Below are 15,576 nucleotides of genomic sequence, written 5' to 3'. Positions count from 1 at the left end.
CTCAGTCGCCGAGCACCCGGCGCAGATAGTCGTTGCCGAACAGGTGGTCCGGGTCCAGGCGGTCGCGCAGCGCGGTGAACTCGCCGAAGCGCGGATAGACGGAGGAGAGGTACTCCGCGTCCCGCGTGTGGATCTTGCCCCAGTGCGGGCGGCCGGCGTGCTCGGTGAAGATCCTCTCGGCGGCCGTGAAGTACGCCTGGTACGGCGTGCCTCGGTACATATGGACCGCGATGTACGCGCTGTCGCGGCCCGAGGCCGTCGAGAGGGCGATGTCGTCGGCGGGTGCCGTACGGACCTCGACCGGGAAGCTGATGCGCAGCGGCGAGCGGTCGACCATGGACTTCAGTTCGCGGAGCGCGGGCACGAGGGCCTCGCGCGGCACCGCGTACTCCATCTCCAGGAAGCGCACCCGGCGCGGGGATGTGAAGACCTTGTACGGGATGTCCGTGTAGGTGCGGGCGGAGAGCGCCTTGCTGGAGACCTTGGCGACCGAGGGGATCGTCGCCGGGAAGGCGCGGCCCAGTGAATTGACCGCCTGGAACAGGCCGTTGGAGAGGAGCTCGTCCTCGAACCAGCCGCTCAGCGCGCCCACCGGGTTCTCCGGGCCCGCGCTGCGGTTGTTGCGCTTGGTGTTGCAGTTGCCGGTGTGCGGGAACCAGTAGAACTCGAAGTGCTCGTTCTCCGCGAAGAGTTGGTCGAACTCGGCGGTGACCCGGTCGAAGCTCATCGGCTCCTCGCGGGCCGTGAGCAGGAAGACCGGCTCCACCGCGAAGGTGATCGCCGTGACCACGCCGAGCGCGCCGATGCCGATCCGCGCGGCCGCGAAGACCTCGGGACGCTCGTCGGCGGAGCAGCTGAGGACCGTGCCGTCGGCGGTGACCAGCTCAAGTGCCGTGATCTGGGCGGATATCGAGCCGGAGTCGCGGCCCGTGCCGTGCGTGCCGGTGCTGCTGGCGCCGGCGACGGTCTGCTCCATGATGTCGCCCATGTTCGTGAGCGACAGTCCCTCACGGGCCAGGGCCAGGTTCAGCCGCTTCAGCGGAGTCCCCGCCTCCACGGTGACGGTGCCCGCCTCGCGGTCGATCTCGCGGATGCCGGTGAGCAGGTTCGGCCGGATCAGGACGCCGTCCGTCGCGGCGGCCGCGGTGAAGGAGTGGCCCGTACCGACCGGCTTCACGCGCTCGCCGCGCTCGGCGGCCGTACGCAGGGCCGCGGTCAGCTCGTCCACGGAGGCGGGGGTCACCTCCCGCGCCGGGCGGGAGACGACGTTGCCCGCCCAGTTACGCCACGGGCTCTGCCGCGTCCGTGATCCGTTCCGGCCGTTCGCCTGCGCTGTGTGCTGCGTGTTCATGGGCCCCTCCCCGCTGCGGCACCGGCCGCTTCAGCCGGCGATACCCGAGGAACGCGACCGCGACCGCGGCGATGCCGGCGATCCCCGGCACCGCGTACCCCGCGCGCGCCCCGGCCGCGTCGATCACCCAGCCGGAGGCCGACGAGCCGAGCGCGATGCCGACCGCGAGCCCGGTGGACGTCCAGGTCATGCCCTCGGTCAGTTTCGCGCGTGGTACGTGCTGCTCGACCAGGGCCATCGTGGTCACCATCGTCGGCGCGATGGACAGGCCCGCGACAAACAGCGCCACGGCCAGAAACGGAAGGTTCCCGACCAGTTGAAGCGGGATCATACTCACGGCCATCGCACAGACACCCAGCAGCCACCGCCGGGAGGCCGCGCCCTTCAGCTGAAGCAGCCCGAAGACCACACCGGCGAGGCAGGACCCGAGCGCGTACACCGCGAGCACCAGACTGGCCGCCGACTTGTGCCCCTCGGCCTCCGCGAAGGCGACCGTCACCACGTCGACCGCGCCGAAGATGGTGCCCGTGGCCACGAACGTCAGCACCAGGACCCGCAGCCCCGGCGACTTCAGCGCGGAGCCCTTGACGTGGTGCTCGCGCGGATGCGGTACGGGTTCGGTGGCGCGCTGCCCGGTCAGCCAGAACGTGCCCACGGCGAGGAAGAGCGCGGCGAGCAGCGGCCCGGCCTCCGGGAACCAGGCCGTGGAGAGCCCGATCGACACGATCGGCCCGAAGATGAAGCAGACCTCGTCCACCACGGACTCGAAGGAGTACGCGGTGTGCAGCTTGCGCGGATCGGTCTGGTACACCCACACCCACCGCGAGCGGATCATCGAGCCGAGGCTCGGCACACAGCCCACTCCGGCGGCGAACAGGAACAGCGTCCAGTCGGCCAGCTCCGTTTTCGCCGCGACGAGGAGCCCGGTGACGGCGAGGAGCGCGACCAGCGTCGCGGGCCGCAGCACCCTGCGCTGACCGTGCCGGTCGACGAGCCGGGAGATCTGCGGGCCGATCACCGCCGCCGAGAGGGCGACGGTGGCCGACAGCGCGCCGGCGAGGCCGTACCGCCCCGTGAGCTGGGAGATCATCGTGACGATGCCGATGCCCATCATGGCGAGCGGCAGGCGGCCGAGGAAACCGGCGGCGGAGAACGCCCGGGTGCCGGGGGCGTCGAAGATGGCGCGGTAGGGGCTGGGCAAGGAGGGCTCCGCTGGCGGCGTTACGTAAGGCGTGTAGATGGCTCATACAGCTTACGGCCGGGAGAACCCGGGACGCACCGCGTTTTCCGGCGCTCGGCGGGGGTGGCAGGATCGGAACCATGCCAGAAGCGCTTGACTCCACCCCTTATGACGCCCTGCTGCTGCTCTCCTTCGGCGGCCCCGAGGGCCCCGACGACGTCGTGCCGTTCCTGGAGAACGTGACGAAGGGCCGCGGCATCCCCAAGGAGCGGCTCAAGGAGGTGGGGCAGCACTACTTCCTGTTCGGCGGGGTCAGCCCGATCAACGACCAGAACCGCGCGCTGCTCGACGCCCTGCGCAAGGACTTCGCCGACCACGGCCTCGACCTGCCGGTCTACTGGGGCAATCGCAACTGGGCGCCGTACCTGACGGACACCCTGCGCGACATGGTCAGCGACGGGCACCGCCGCATCCTGGTCCTCGCCACCAGCGCGTACGCCTCGTACTCCGGCTGCCGCCAGTACCGCGAGAACCTCGCCGACTCCCTGGCCGCCCTGGCGGCCGAAGGCCTGGAGCCGCCCCGGATCGACAAGCTCCGGCACTACTTCAACCACCCGGGCTTCGTGCGGCCCATGATCGACGGCGTGCTCCAGTCCCTCGCCCAACTCCCCGAGGACGTACGGGAGTCCGCGCACCTCGCCTTCACCACGCACTCCATCCCGACCGCCGCGGCGGACACCTCGGGCACGGTCGGGGAGCACGGCGAGGGCGGCGCGTACGTCAAGCAGCACCTGGACGTCGCCCGGCTGATCGCGGACGCGGTGGCCGAGGAGACCGGCGTCGCCGGCCGGCCCTGGCAGCTCGTGTACCAGTCCCGCTCCGGCGCCCCGCACATCCCGTGGCTGGAGCCGGACATCTGCGACCACCTGGAGGAGCGGCACGAGGCCGGGGTGCCCGCCGTGGTGATGGTCCCCATCGGCTTCGTCTCCGACCACATGGAGGTCCTCTACGACCTCGACACGGAGGCCACCGCCAAGGCCGCCGAGCTCGGCCTGCCGGTGGCCCGCTCCGCGACCGTCGGCGCCGACCCGCGCTTCGCCGCCGCGATCCGCGACCTCGTCCTGGAGCGCGCCGGGTCCGAACGCGGCGAGGACGTCCGCCCCTGCGCCCTCGGCACGCTCGGTCCGAGCCACGACCTGTGCCCCCTCGGCTGCTGCCCCGCGCGGACGCCCAAGCCCGCCGCGGCAGGCGCCGACAGCCCCTACGTGTAAGGAACTCCCCATCGTGACCCAGCAGTTGCAGGCCGAGATCGCCGAACTCACCGCCCTGGCCGTCGCCGCCGCCGAGCACGCGGGCGCGTTCCTGCGCGACGGCCGCCCCGCGGACCTGGGCGTGGCCGCCACCAAGACCAGCGCCGTCGACGTCGTCACCGAGATGGACATCGCCTCCGAGAAGCTGATCACCGGGTTCCTCGGCGACCGCAGGCCCGACGACGGCTTCCTCGGCGAGGAGGGCGCCAGCGTCGAGGGCAGCAGCGGCGTCCAGTGGGTCATCGACCCCATCGACGGCACGGTCAACTACCTCTACGGACGTCCCGCCTGGGCCGTCTCCATCGCCGCCCGCAAGGACGGCGAGACCGTCGTGGGCGTCGTGCACGTGCCGATGCAGGGCGAGACCTTCCGGGCCGGTCTCGGCGAGGGCGCGTACGTCGGTGAGCAGCGGCTGAAGGTGGGCGCCGCGCCCTCCTTCGACCAGGCCCTGCTCGGCACCGGCTTCGGCTACCTGGAGGAGCGCCGGATCCGCCAGGCCGAGGTGGTCGGCCGGCTGATCCCGCAGGTCCGGGACATCCGCCGGGGCGGCTCCGCCGCCATCGACCTGTGCGACGTCGCGTACGGCCGCCTCGACGCGTACTACGAGCGCGGCCTCAACCCCTGGGACTACGCGGCCGGCGACCTCATCGCCCGGGAGGCGGGCGCCCTCGTCGGCGGCAGGCCCGGTGAGGAGCTGTCGACCGAGCTGACCGTGGCCGCGCCGCCCGGACTCTTCGAGACCCTGCAGGGCAAGCTGGAGGAGCTCGGCGCCTGGCACGACTGACACGGTTGACACGGCTGAGCGGTCCGCACGCGGCGAAGAGCCCCGGCACCTGGGAGGTGCCGGGGCTCTCGGCGTACGGAACGGCTTCGCGAGCGGCTTCGCGTACGGCTTCGCGAACCGCTTCGCGAACGGCTTCGCGTACGGAACGGGTGGAACGGGCTCAGGCGACCTGCACGCCGTGCTCGGCCGCGAGGCGGCGCAGGTCGTCGAGCTCGGCCTCCTCGACCTCCACGAGGAAGTCGTCGCCGTCCTCGCGGGCCTGCGAAAGGTCGGACTCGGTGGTCTTTATGCGGTGCAGGAGCCCTGCGGTGAATGCGTCCATGGTTGCGCCCCCTCGTCGTGGGTCGTGGTCGGTGGCACGGGGTGTGCCCTCGGGAAGGGGCGATCACGTCTGTCGCAGCCTGCGGGAGCTGCGCCGTGGCGTGCCACATGCAAAGAGTGATCGCGGGTGTGGAGTCGTCCTCCCCAGGCCCGGTTCGACAGAAACCTCAACTCGCGCCCGAATCCCGGAATTCCACGTTCGTGCGACCGCCTTACGGCCGGTTTATGGCCGAAAGAGGCAGGATGGAGGGGCTCACCACTCGTGATCAAGCCTGCCCGGCAAGGGCCAAGCGGAAGGACAGAAGACGTGCGCGTACTCGTCGTCGAGGACGAGCAGCTGCTCGCCGATGCGGTGGCCACCGGACTGCGCCGGGAGGCCATGGCGGTCGACGTCGTGTACGACGGCGCGGCCGCCCTCGAACGCATCGGCGTGAACGACTACGACGTGGTGGTGCTCGACCGCGACCTCCCGCTGGTGCACGGGGACGACGTCTGCCGCAAGATCGTCGAGCTCGGCATGCCCACCCGCGTCCTGATGCTCACCGCCTCCGGCGACGTCAGCGACCGCGTGGAGGGCCTGGAGCTGGGCGCCGACGACTACCTGCCCAAGCCCTTCGCGTTCACCGAGCTCACCGCCCGCGTCCGCGCCCTCGGGCGGCGTACGACGGTGGCGCTCCCGCCCGTCCTCGAGCGCTCCGGCATCAAGCTGGACCCCAACCGCCGCGAGGTCTTCCGCGACGGCAAGGAGATCCAGCTCGCGCCGAAGGAGTTCGCGGTCCTGGAGGTGCTGATGCGCAGCGAGGGCGCCGTCGTCTCGGCCGAACAGCTCCTGGAGAAGGCCTGGGACGAGAACACCGACCCGTTCACCAACGTGGTGCGCGTGACCGTGATGACGCTGCGCCGCAAGCTCGGCGAGCCCGCCGTCATCGTCACCGTGCCCGGCTCCGGATACCGGATCTGATCCCTCCATGGCCGCGACCCCGGTGCCGCCGACAGCACCTCCGAAACCGACGTATGCCCCGGACCGCCCGGAGCCCCCGTTCCCCTGGCTGCGGCCGACGATCCGGATAAGGCTCACGCTGCTGTACGGCGGGATGTTCCTGATCGCGGGGATCCTGCTGCTCTCGATCATCTACCTGCTCGCGGCGCAGGCCGTGAACGTGGGCAATGAGCTGCCGTTCAAGATCGCGGAAGGCAGCGAGGTCAAGGTCTACAGCGAGGTGTGCCCCAACCTGGTCACCGCCACCGGCAGCCAGGACCAGTTCAACACCGCGCTGAACGCCTGCCTGAACCACCAGCGCCAGAAGGCCCTGGACGACCTGCTCAGCCGCTCGCTGCTCGCTCTGCTCGGCCTCAGCGTGATCGCGTTCGCCTTCGGGTACGCGATGGCCGGCCGGGTGCTCTCGCCGCTCGGCCGGATCACCCGCACCGCCCGCCGCGTGGCCGGCTCGGACCTGTCCCGGCGGATCGAACTCGACGGCCCGGACGACGAGTTGAAGGAGCTCGCGGACACGTTCGACGAGATGCTGGACCGCCTGGAGCGCGCCTTCTCGGCCCAGCAGCGCTTCGTCGCCAACGCCTCGCACGAGCTCCGTACGCCCCTGGCGATCAACCGCACGCTCCTGGAAGTGCATCTGTCCGACCCGGGTGCGCCCCCTGAGCTGCAGCAGCTCGGCAAGACGCTGCTCTCCACCAACGAGCGCAGCGAGCAGCTCGTCGAGGGGCTGCTGCTGCTCGCCCGCAGCGACAACCAGATCGTGGAGCGCAAGCCGGTCGACATCGCCGAGGTCGCCTCCCGCGCCATCGACCAGGTGCGGGCGGAGGCCGAGGAGAAGGGCGTGGAGATCCGCGGCGAGCGCGGCCTCGCGGTCGTCCAGGGCAACGGCGTCCTGCTTGAGCGGATCGCCCTGAACCTGGTCCAGAACGCCGTGCGGTACAACGTGGACGAGCGCGGCTGGGTCGAGGTCAGGACGGAGATCAAGGACGGCCAGGCGGTCCTGCTCGTCTCGAACACCGGCCCCGTCGTCCCGGCGTACGAGATCGACAACCTCTTCGAGCCCTTCCGGCGGCTGCGCACGGAGCGGACCGGGAGTGACAAGGGAGTGGGCCTCGGCCTGTCCATCGCCCGCTCGGTGGCCCGTGCGCACGGAGGCCGTATCATCGCCGAGCCGCGCGAGGGGGGTGGTCTCGTGATGCGAGTCACCCTGCCCATCTGAGATGCTGCTGCGGATTCGCCGTGTTCGCTTTGAGCGGAATTTTCGGGACCTGAGCCCCGAAGTTCCGTGTGGAATCGATCACAGGGGCGAATCTCCGGCCATCTACTCTCCGTGATCGCTCTGACCACCGGAAAGCCTGGAAAATCCGGGTTTTCGGGGGTACGGATCACGGGAAGTACACGGGGTGGCGCCCGTGTAGTGCGACAAACGGACCGTGTACGGTCCCGATCGCCATCCAAGCCGGTCGCCCCTTCAGGGGTGCGGTTGGGTGTCGATTGAGTAACAGACCTTGATGTGAGGCAAAATCTCCGCCTCGGGTCGGGCACAAGTCCGGCCTCTCACGCGTTACGTGCGCTGGAGACACCGCAGACACCCAGAGGGGGAGAGCGACATGGCAACGGATTACGACACCCCACGCAAGACCGACGACGACGTCGACTCGGACAGCCTTGAAGAACTGAAGGCTCGCCGGAACGACAAGTCGACCTCGTCCGTCGACGTAGACGAGTTCGAGGCCGCGGAGGGCATGGAACTGCCCGGCGCGGACCTCTCCAACGAGGAGCTGGCCGTTCGCGTCCTGCCCAAGCAGCAGGACGAGTTCACCTGCATGAGCTGCTTCCTCGTACACCATCGCAGTCAGCTGGCCCGAGAGAAGAACGGCCAGCCGATCTGCCGCGACTGCGACTGAGGCGGGGGTCGGCCGTGACAGGCTCGACCCCGCCCCGGAAGCGGTTCTTCCGGAAGCGGTCCGCAACCGGTGGCCCGACCACCGGCGGCAGCCCGCTCGACCGCGCACGTGACGACGAGCGAGGCCCCCAGGCCTCGCTCGAAGCAGCGGACGCGACGGACGCCGTGGACGCGACGGACGCCGTGGACGCGACGGACGCGACGGACGCGGTGGACGCGGTGGACGCGACGGACGCGACGGACGCCGTGGACGCGACGGATGCCGTGGACGCGACGGACGCCACGGACATCGACGAACCGAGCGGCCGGCGCGACGGCGACGGCGCGGCCGTCGAACGAGCGCCCCGCCAGGGCGACACCCCGGCCAACGCCGGACGCCTCTCCGCCATCAGGGACGGGGCACGCAAGGGCGGCCAGAGCGCCAAGGCAGGCCTGGTCAAGGGCGGCCAGAGCGCCAAGGCCGGTATCGGCTTCCTCGCCGACCGGATCATCGAGAACGCACCGCGTATCCCGGTGCGCGATCTGGCGACCCTGCGCAAGCAGTTCCCGGGCCTCGGGCCCGAGCAGATCGCCGACAAGCTGGTGGCGGGCGCCCGCAACGCCACCTCGACCGTCGGAGCGGGAGTGGGCGCGGCCGCCATGCTGCCCGTACCGCCCGCGATGCCCGCCGAACTGGCCGCCGAGATCACCGGTGTGGCCGCGATCGAGCTGAAGCTGGTCGCCGAGCTGCACGAGGTCTACGGCCTGCGCCCGCCGGGCAGCCTCAAGGACCGCAGCACCGCCTACCTGCACTCCTGGTCGGACGAGCGCGGGATCGACGTGGCCAAGCCGCTGACGATCAACGCGGCACTCGGCGGCCAGCTGAAGCGCGAGCTGCGCCAGCAGATCACGAAGCGGATGGTCAAGAACCTTCCGAACCTGATGCCCTTCATGGTCGGCGCCGCCGTCGGCGCGGTCATGAACCGCCGTGAGACCAGCAAGCTCGCCGAGAAGATCCGCAAGGACCTGCGCAAGCAGCAGGTTCCGTGGGACGCGCTTGAGGACCTTCCACCGCTGGAGTCCCCGAAGGAAATCGGCAACTAGAGCCACGACGGCGGGTCAGTCGAACGCTGCCCCCGAAGCCCGCGGCGCCGTCACGGGGCCAGCCCCCGGACCCGCTCCTCAAACGCCGGAGTGGCTGCACCCCAGCGCTCCGGCCAGCCCCTCAGGGTTCCGCGTCGACAGGTACAGATACGGCGTCGGGTCCTGCTCGTCCGTCACCGGGACGCGTACCGCCGTCGGCACATAGCTGCGCAGCAGCATGAAGGCGCGCGGGTCGGCCTTGTGGGAGCGCCAGGCGCGGGCCTCCGCCGGGTCCAGGACCTCCGGGGTGCCGAGCGCCGAGAGCGGCAGCCGGGCGTCACCCGCGACCAGCGAGTCCGCCACCACGCGGATCCGCGCCGAACCGTACGAGGAGACCGCCATCGCCGCGAGGGCGGCCGCGCCGATCAGGCCGCCGAGCATCGGCAGCGGGCCGAGCGGCAGGAGGATCAGGCCGCCCGCGATCCCGATCAGGCCGGTGATGGCCCACCAGGAACGGGGTGCGGTGAGGCGTTCGTCGTAGATTTCGGCGGAGAGCTGCATACCGCCAAGCTTGGCACGGTGCCCGCGTTCTCAGGCCGCGCGGGTAAGGTCTGCGCCTGTGAGTGGACGTACCCCTTCGTTGACGCCCCCGGACGACGCGGCCCGGCCGGTGCGGCACCCCGATGCCCCGGCGCCCGGCGAGCTGCTCGGCGCGCACTACGAGTACTGCTTCGGCTGCGGGCACGGGCAGCCGCACGGCCTGCACCTGGAGGCGCGGGCGGGCGCCGATCCGGACGCCGTGGCGATCACCGCGGAGTTCACCGTCAAGCCCGAGCACCAGGGCGCACCCGGGCTCGCGCACGGCGGCGTCCTCGCCACCGCCCTCGACGAGACGCTCGGCTCCCTGAACTGGCTGCTCCGGGTCATTGCCGTGACCGGGCGGCTGGAGACGGACTTCGTGCGGCCGGTCCCGGTCGGCACGGTGCTGCACCTCGACGCCGAGGTGACCGCCGTCGCCGGGCGCAAGATCTACTCGACGGCCACCGGCCGGATCGGCGGCCCTGACGGGCCGGTCGCGGTCCGCGCCGACGCCCTGTTCATCGAGGTGAAGGTCGACCACTTCATCGACAACGGCAGGCCCGAGGAGATCAAGGCCGCCATGGAGGACCCCGACCAGGTCCGGCGCGCACGTGCCTTCGAGGTGAACCCGTGACCCACGTACCTGACGTGACCCACGTACCCGGCGTGACCCACGTACCTGACGTGACCCACGTACCCGGCGTGACCCACGTACCCGGCGCGACCCGCGCTCCCGTCGACGTGCTGCTGCGGCGCCTGGACCCGGACGTACCGCTTCCGAGCTATGCGCAGCCCGGGGACGCCGGGGCCGATCTGTGCACCACCCGGGCCGTCGACCTCGGCCCGGGGGAGCGGGCGGTGCTGCCGACCGGGGTGTCCGTCGCGCTGCCCGAGGGGTACGCGGCGTTCGTGCACCCGCGATCGGGGCTTGCCGCCCGTTGCGGTGTCGCTCTGGTGAATGCCCCGGGGACGGTTGATGCCGGGTACCGTGGGGAGATCAAGGTGATCGTCGTGAACCTCGATCCGCGCGAGCCAGTGCGGTTCGAGCGCTTCGACCGGATTGCCCAACTCGTCGTCCAGCAGGTCGAGAAGGTCCGCTTCCACGAGGTTGCGGAGCTTCCCGCATCGGCGCGGGCCGAGGGGGGCTTCGGGTCCACCGGGGGGCATGCCGCAGTGGACGGCAACACGGGTGGGCAACAGGGCGGGAATCGATACGCTTCGGTCGTATCCGACCGGGAAGGACAGTGACGTGTTCGGACGTCGCAAGAAGAGTGATGCCGCCGACGGCGCGGCCGGCGAGGCCGAGCAGGTCGCCGAGGGCGTGAGCTCCGAGGACGGGACGGAACAGCCCGAGGCGGCGCAGGACGAGCCGAAGCGGGCGAACCTGCCCCCGGCCCCGCGCCCCGACGGACCCTGGGACATCTCCGAGGTGCGCGAGCCCGGCGAGGGCCGGGTCGACCTGGGTGGCATCTTCGTGCCCGGCGTCGAGGGCATGGAGCTGCGCGTGGAGGTCGCGGGGGACGCGATCGTCGCGGCCACCGTGGTCCTGCGCGACAGCGCCGTACAACTCCAGGCCTTCGCCGCCCCCAAGCGGGAGGGCATCTGGGGCGAGGTCCGCGAGGAGATCGCCTCCGGCATCACCCAGCAGGGCGGAGTCATCGACGAGGTCGAGGGCCCCCTCGGCTGGGAGCTGCGCGCGCAGGTCCCGGTGCAGCTGCCGGACGGTACGGGCGGCGTGCAGGTCGTCCGCTTCGTGGGTGTCGACGGGCCGCGCTGGTTCCTGCGCGGAGTGATCTCAGGCCAGGGCGCGGTGCAGCCCGAGGCCGCAGGCCTGCTGGAGCAGATCGTCCGGGACGCGGTGGTCGTGCGCGGTGACGGCCCGATGGCGCCCCGCGACCCGATCGTCCTGAAGCTGCCGGACGACGCGCAGATGGTGGCCGAGGGCGGCGTGAAGGAGGAGAACCAGGAGGAGTCCCGGTTCTCCGGCGGGATGGGCCAGCTTGCCCGTGGCCCGGAGATCACCGAGGTCCGCTAGCCCGGCCCCCTCCGGATTCGTTCCCGCACCGTCGACTCGGTTGCCGCAGTCGCCCTGCGGGCTCGTCCTCAATCGCCGGACGGGCTGATATTCGCTTGGCCTGGGCCGCATCCCCCGCTGTGGGGGTGCGGCCCTTGCCATGTCCCCCCCCGCGTCAGAATCGCGTCAAATGCGGGCCGCAGGGCCACCTCGGGGGCCGTTGTCCGGAAATCCTGGCCGTAAGGTCGACGCGGGGTAGCAGCGGATTTCGGAAGACAATGAGGCCATGGGACGCGGCAAGCTACGGATATACCTCGGTGCGGCACCGGGCGTGGGCAAGACCTACGCCATGCTGTCCGAGGCCCACCGTCGCGTGGAGCGCGGCACCGACTGCGTGGTGGCCCACGTCGAGCACCACGAGCGGCCGCGCACCGAGGCACTGCTCCAGGGCCTGGAGCAGGTGCCCGGCCGTGTCGTCGAACACGGCGCCACCGAGATGGACGTCGACGCCGTCCTCGCCAGGCGCCCCGCGGTCGCCCTCGTCGACGAGCTGGCGCACACGAACGCCACCGGCTCCCGCAACGCCAAACGCTGGCGGGACGTCGAAGAACTGCTTGGCGCGGGCATCGACGTCGTGTCCACCGTCAACATCAAGGACCTGGAGTCACTCGGCGATGTCGTCGAGTCGATAACGGGCGTACGACAGCACGAGACCCTGCCCGACGAAGTGGTGCGCAGGGCCGACCAGATCGAGCTGGTCGACATGTCGCCCGAGGCGCTGCGGCGGCGTATGGCGCACGGCAACATCTACAAGCCGGACCGCATCGACGCCTCCCTCGCCAACTACTTCCGGCCCGGAAACCTCACCGCCCTTCGGGAGCTGGCGCTGCTCTGGACCGCCGACCGGGTCGACGAGTACCTCCAGCAGTACCGCGGCGAGCACAACATCCGCTCCACCTGGCAGGCCCGCGAGCGCATCGTCGTCGGCCTCACCGGCGGGCCCGAGGGCCGCACCCTGATCCGCCGCGCGGCCCGCATGGCCGCCAAGGGCTCGGGCAGCGAGATCCTCGCCGTCTACATCGCCCGCAGCGACGGCCTGACCTCCGCGTCCCCGAAGGAACTCGCCGTCCAGCGCACCCTGGTCGAGGACCTGGGCGGCACCTTCCACCACGTCATCGGCGACGACGTGCCCGGCTCGCTCCTGGAGTTCGCGCGCGGGGTCAACGCCACCCAGATCGTCCTCGGCTCCAGCCGCCGCAAGACCTGGCAGTACGTGTTCGGTCCTGGCGTCGGCGCGACCGTGGCCCGCGAGTCGGGGCCCGACCTGGACGTGCACATCGTCACGCACGACGAGGTCGCCAAGGGCCGGGGCCTTCCGGTGGCCCGGGGCGCGCGGCTCGGCCGGTCGCGGCTGCTGTCCGGCTGGCTGGTCGGCCTGGTCGGCCCGGTGCTCCTCACCCTGCTGCTCAGCAACATCGATGCGGACCTCGGCCTCGCCAACAACATGCTGCTGTTCCTGTCCCTCACGGTGGCCTCGGCGCTGCTCGGGGGACTGCTGCCGGCGCTCGCCTCGGCGGCCTTCGGCTCGCTGCTCCTGAACTACTACTTCACGCCGCCGCTGCACCTGTGGACCATCGCCGACAACCGCAACATCGTGGCCATCGTGGTGTTCGTGGGCGTCGCCCTGGCCGTGGCGTCGGTGGTGGACCTCGCGGCGCGGCGCACCCACCAGGCGGCCCGGCTGCGCGCCGAGTCGGAGATCCTGTCGTTCCTCGCGGGCAGCGTGCTGCGCGGCGAGACCACCCTGGACGCCCTCCTGGAACGGGTCCGCGAGACCTTCAACATGGAGTCCGTCGCCCTCCTGGAACGCGCCGGCGACCGCGACCCCTGGACCTGCGCCGGCAGCGTCGGGCGCGCCGAGCTCGACCGGCCCGAGGACGCCGACGTGGACATGCCGGTCGGCGGCAGCAACGGTCACATGGTGCTCGCCCTGACCGGACGGGTGCTCCCGGCCGAGGACCGGCGCGTGCTCGCCGCGTTCGCCGCGCAGGCCGCCGTCGTCCTCGACCGCCAGCGGCTCCAGGACGAGGCGGACCGGGCCCGCGCGCTCGCCGAGGGCAACCGCATCCGTACCGCCCTGCTCGCCGCCGTCAGCCATGACCTGCGCACCCCGCTCGCCGGGATCAAGGCGTCCGTGACCTCGCTGCGCTCCGACGACGTGGAGTGGTCCGAGGAGGACCGCGCCGAGCTGCTCGAAGGGATCGAGGACGGCGCGGACCGGCTCGACCACCTGGTCGGCAACCTCCTCGACATGTCACGCCTGCAGACCGGCACCGTGATGCCGCTGATCCGCGCCGTCGACCTGGACGAGGTCGTGCCGATGGCGCTCGGCGGCGTCCCCGAGGGCAGCGTCGACCTGGACATCCCCGAGACCCTGCCGATGGTCGAGGTGGACAAGGGGCTCCTGGAGCGGGCCGTCGCCAACATCGTGGAGAACGCCGTCAAGTACAGCGCCGACGGCAGGCCCGTCACCGTCTCCGGCAGCGCCCTCGGCAACCGGGTCGAGGTGCGCGTCGTGGACCGCGGACCCGGCGTCCCCGACGACGCCAAGGACCGCATATTCGAACCGTTCCAGCGGTACGGCGACGTTCCGCGCGGCGCGGGCGTCGGCCTCGGCCTGGCCGTCGCCCGCGGCTTCGTCGAGGCGATGGGCGGCACCCTCAACGCGGAGGACACCCCGGGCGGCGGCCTCAGCATGGTGCTCACCGTGCGCGCGGCCCCGGCCCATGAACCCGCCGCCCCCGAACTCTCCGCGCAGGCCACCCCGTGACCCGCGCGCCCCACGCCGGCGGCGAGCGCCGCACCACCGCAGAAAGGCAGGACCAGATGACCCGGGTGCTCGTGGTCGACGACGAGCCGCAGATCGTACGCGCCCTCGTGATCAACCTGAAGGCGCGCAAGTACGAGGTCGACTCCGCCGCCGACGGCGCCACCGCCCTCCAGGTCGCCGCCGACCGCCACCCCGACGTGGTCGTGCTCGACCTCGGCCTGCCCGACATGGACGGCGTCGACGTGATCAAGGGCCTTCGCGGCTGGACGCGGGTGCCGATCCTGGTGCTCTCCGCCCGGCACAGCTCCGACGAGAAGGTCGAGGCGCTCGACGCGGGCGCGGACGACTACGTCACCAAGCCGTTCGGCATGGACGAGCTGCTCGCCCGCCTCCGGGCCGCCGTACGCCGGGCCGAGCCCGCCACCGACGGCACGGGCGAGCACGCGGCGATCGTGGAGGCGGGGGACTTCACCGTCGATCTCGCGGCGAAGAAGGTCCACCGCGGCGACCGCGACGTACGCCTGACACCCACGGAGTGGCACCTCCTGGAGGTCCTCGTCCACAATACGGGCCGTCTCGTCAGCCAGAAGCAGCTCCTCCAGGAGGTCTGGGGCCCGTCCTACGGCACCGAGACCAACTACCTGCGGGTCTACATGGCCCAGCTGCGCCGGAAGCTGGAGGCCGACCCCTCCCACCCCAAGCACTTCATCACCGAGCCCGGAATGGGATATCGGTTCGAACGGTGACACGACGGGCTACCGGTGGGCTTACGGCGGGCTGTGGCGGAAGCCGCCCGTCACCGGCCTTGAAGCGGTGTCGGTGCGCCCCGGTACGCTTCCTGTATGAGTGCTGTTCCCCGTTCAGAAGAGCCGGCAGGCCGGTTCCGCCGGATGCTGGACCGGCTGTCCTCGTCCCAGGAGGAGCTGGATTCGGAGGAGCTCCGCGAGGATTCAGAGACGACCGGCTGCATCCGCATCGGTGACTGCCAGGACCGCCAGATAGTCACGGTTACTGGTACGTTGCGCACGGTCACGCTGCGCCCCCGGGCCGGCGTCCCCGCCCTGGAGGCCGAGCTGTTCGACGGCTCCGCCGCTCTGGACGTGGTGTGGCTGGGCAGACGCTCCATCGTGGGCATCGAGCCGGGGCGCAGACTCATCGCATCAGGCCGGATCTCGATGAGCCGGGGCCGCCGGGTGCTCTTCAACCCGAAGTACGAACTCAGACCGCTCGGACGGGAGTAGC

16 protein-coding genes are annotated in these 15,576 nt (G+C 71.2%); 12 read left to right on the top strand and 4 right to left on the bottom strand.

Annotated features, from left to right (window positions below; translation table 11 throughout):
• Window position 1: 1 nt before the first annotated feature.
• Together QIT00_RS09355 and QIT00_RS09350 are read right to left on the bottom strand one after the other, a co-directional pair.
• Entirely contained in the window at window positions 2-1,351 is a 1,350-nt protein-coding gene (locus tag QIT00_RS09355; protein ID WP_282534676.1) for a D-arabinono-1,4-lactone oxidase, read from the bottom strand.
• Window positions 1,281-2,552, bottom strand: a complete 1,272-nt coding sequence (locus QIT00_RS09350) for an MFS transporter (RefSeq protein WP_282534675.1) — start codon at window positions 2,550-2,552, stop codon at window positions 1,281-1,283. The genes QIT00_RS09355 and QIT00_RS09350 overlap by 71 nt, the downstream gene beginning before the upstream one ends.
• Window positions 2,553-2,671: 119 nt before the next feature.
• Here QIT00_RS09350 and QIT00_RS09345 point away from each other — a divergent pair, with 119 nt between their 5' ends.
• Window positions 2,672-3,802 carry a ferrochelatase gene (locus QIT00_RS09345; RefSeq protein ID WP_282534674.1) on the top strand — a complete coding sequence of 377 codons (1,131 nt, stop codon included), beginning with the start codon at window positions 2,672-2,674 and terminating at the stop codon, window positions 3,800-3,802.
• Window positions 3,803-3,815: 13 nt separating this feature from the next.
• A complete protein-coding gene (locus tag QIT00_RS09340; protein ID WP_282534673.1) occupies window positions 3,816-4,625 on the top strand; it encodes an inositol monophosphatase family protein in 810 nt (269 codons plus the stop codon).
• A gap of 160 nt (window positions 4,626-4,785) precedes the next feature.
• Here QIT00_RS09340 and QIT00_RS09335 read toward each other — a convergent pair whose 3' ends face one another.
• Complete coding sequence (locus QIT00_RS09335) at window positions 4,786-4,947, bottom strand: hypothetical protein (RefSeq protein WP_282534672.1); 162 nt, start codon at window positions 4,945-4,947, stop codon at window positions 4,786-4,788.
• Window positions 4,948-5,253: 306 nt separating this feature from the next.
• Between QIT00_RS09335 and QIT00_RS09330 the strand changes: the two genes are divergently transcribed.
• From QIT00_RS09330 to QIT00_RS09315, 4 genes are all read left to right on the top strand, one after another.
• A complete protein-coding gene (locus QIT00_RS09330; RefSeq protein WP_282512128.1) occupies window positions 5,254-5,907 on the top strand; it encodes a response regulator transcription factor in 654 nt (217 codons plus the stop codon).
• Between the two features lie 7 nt (window positions 5,908-5,914).
• Window positions 5,915-7,162 (top strand): sensor histidine kinase, encoded by a 1,248-nt coding sequence (locus tag QIT00_RS09325; protein WP_282534671.1) that lies wholly within the window; start codon window positions 5,915-5,917, stop codon window positions 7,160-7,162.
• A 391-nt stretch (window positions 7,163-7,553) separates the two neighbouring features.
• Window positions 7,554-7,850 (top strand): DUF4193 domain-containing protein, encoded by a 297-nt coding sequence (locus QIT00_RS09320; RefSeq protein WP_282512126.1) that lies wholly within the window; start codon window positions 7,554-7,556, stop codon window positions 7,848-7,850.
• Window positions 7,851-7,864: 14 nt separating this feature from the next.
• Window positions 7,865-8,932, top strand: a complete 1,068-nt coding sequence (locus QIT00_RS09315; protein WP_282534670.1) for a hypothetical protein — start codon at window positions 7,865-7,867, stop codon at window positions 8,930-8,932.
• A gap of 78 nt (window positions 8,933-9,010) precedes the next feature.
• Here the strand turns inward: QIT00_RS09315 and QIT00_RS09310 are convergent, their stop codons facing one another.
• Window positions 9,011-9,472 carry a DUF3093 domain-containing protein gene (locus tag QIT00_RS09310; protein WP_282534669.1) on the bottom strand — a complete coding sequence of 154 codons (462 nt, stop codon included), beginning with the start codon at window positions 9,470-9,472 and terminating at the stop codon, window positions 9,011-9,013.
• A 58-nt stretch (window positions 9,473-9,530) separates the two neighbouring features.
• Here QIT00_RS09310 and QIT00_RS09305 point away from each other — a divergent pair, with 58 nt between their 5' ends.
• From QIT00_RS09305 to QIT00_RS09280, 6 genes are all read left to right on the top strand, one after another.
• On the top strand, window positions 9,531-10,124 hold the full coding sequence (locus QIT00_RS09305; RefSeq protein ID WP_282534668.1) for a PaaI family thioesterase: 594 nt from the start codon (window positions 9,531-9,533) through the stop codon (window positions 10,122-10,124).
• A gap of 68 nt (window positions 10,125-10,192) precedes the next feature.
• The gene (gene dut / locus QIT00_RS09300) at window positions 10,193-10,738 is read left to right on the top strand and encodes a dUTP diphosphatase (RefSeq protein WP_282534743.1); all 546 of its coding nucleotides are present in this window, start codon (window positions 10,193-10,195) and stop codon (window positions 10,736-10,738) included.
• Between the two features lies 1 nt (window position 10,739).
• Complete coding sequence (locus QIT00_RS09295) at window positions 10,740-11,525, top strand: DUF3710 domain-containing protein (protein WP_282534667.1); 786 nt, start codon at window positions 10,740-10,742, stop codon at window positions 11,523-11,525.
• Window positions 11,526-11,790: 265 nt separating this feature from the next.
• On the top strand, window positions 11,791-14,334 hold the full coding sequence (locus QIT00_RS09290) for an ATP-binding protein (protein WP_282534666.1): 2,544 nt from the start codon (window positions 11,791-11,793) through the stop codon (window positions 14,332-14,334).
• 56 nt (window positions 14,335-14,390) lie between these two features.
• Window positions 14,391-15,080: a response regulator gene (locus QIT00_RS09285; protein WP_282534742.1), complete on the top strand. Its 690-nt coding sequence runs from the start codon at window positions 14,391-14,393 to the stop codon at window positions 15,078-15,080.
• A gap of 96 nt (window positions 15,081-15,176) precedes the next feature.
• Entirely contained in the window at window positions 15,177-15,575 is a 399-nt protein-coding gene (locus QIT00_RS09280) for an OB-fold nucleic acid binding domain-containing protein (protein ID WP_282534665.1), read from the top strand.
• Window position 15,576 lies beyond the last annotated feature (1 nt).

The organism is Streptomyces luteolus (genome assembly GCF_029968015.1).
Lineage (GTDB): Bacteria > Actinomycetota > Actinomycetes > Streptomycetales > Streptomycetaceae > Streptomyces > Streptomyces luteolus.
Note: the sequence above shows the minus strand (reverse complement) of the source record. Positions and strands in the feature narration are given on the sequence as shown.

Bases quoted from the DNA above. Each gene is read 5' to 3' on its own strand.
- QIT00_RS09285 (WP_282534742.1), top strand. From the start codon at position 14,391: ATGACCCGGGTGCTCGTGGTCGACGACGAGCCGCAGATCGTACGCGCC.
- QIT00_RS09280 (WP_282534665.1), top strand. From the start codon at position 15,177: ATGAGTGCTGTTCCCCGTTCAGAAGAGCCGGCAGGCCGGTTCCGCCGG.
- QIT00_RS09335 (WP_282534672.1), bottom strand. From the start codon at position 4,947: ATGGACGCATTCACCGCAGGGCTCCTGCACCGCATAAAGACCACCGAG.
- QIT00_RS09355 (WP_282534676.1), bottom strand. From the start codon at position 1,351: ATGAACACGCAGCACACAGCGCAGGCGAACGGCCGGAACGGATCACGG.
- QIT00_RS09290 (WP_282534666.1), top strand. From the start codon at position 11,791: ATGGGACGCGGCAAGCTACGGATATACCTCGGTGCGGCACCGGGCGTG.
- QIT00_RS09345 (WP_282534674.1), top strand. From the start codon at position 2,672: ATGCCAGAAGCGCTTGACTCCACCCCTTATGACGCCCTGCTGCTGCTC.
- QIT00_RS09310 (WP_282534669.1), bottom strand. From the start codon at position 9,472: ATGCAGCTCTCCGCCGAAATCTACGACGAACGCCTCACCGCACCCCGT.
- QIT00_RS09325 (WP_282534671.1), top strand. From the start codon at position 5,915: ATGGCCGCGACCCCGGTGCCGCCGACAGCACCTCCGAAACCGACGTAT.
- QIT00_RS09320 (WP_282512126.1), top strand. From the start codon at position 7,554: ATGGCAACGGATTACGACACCCCACGCAAGACCGACGACGACGTCGAC.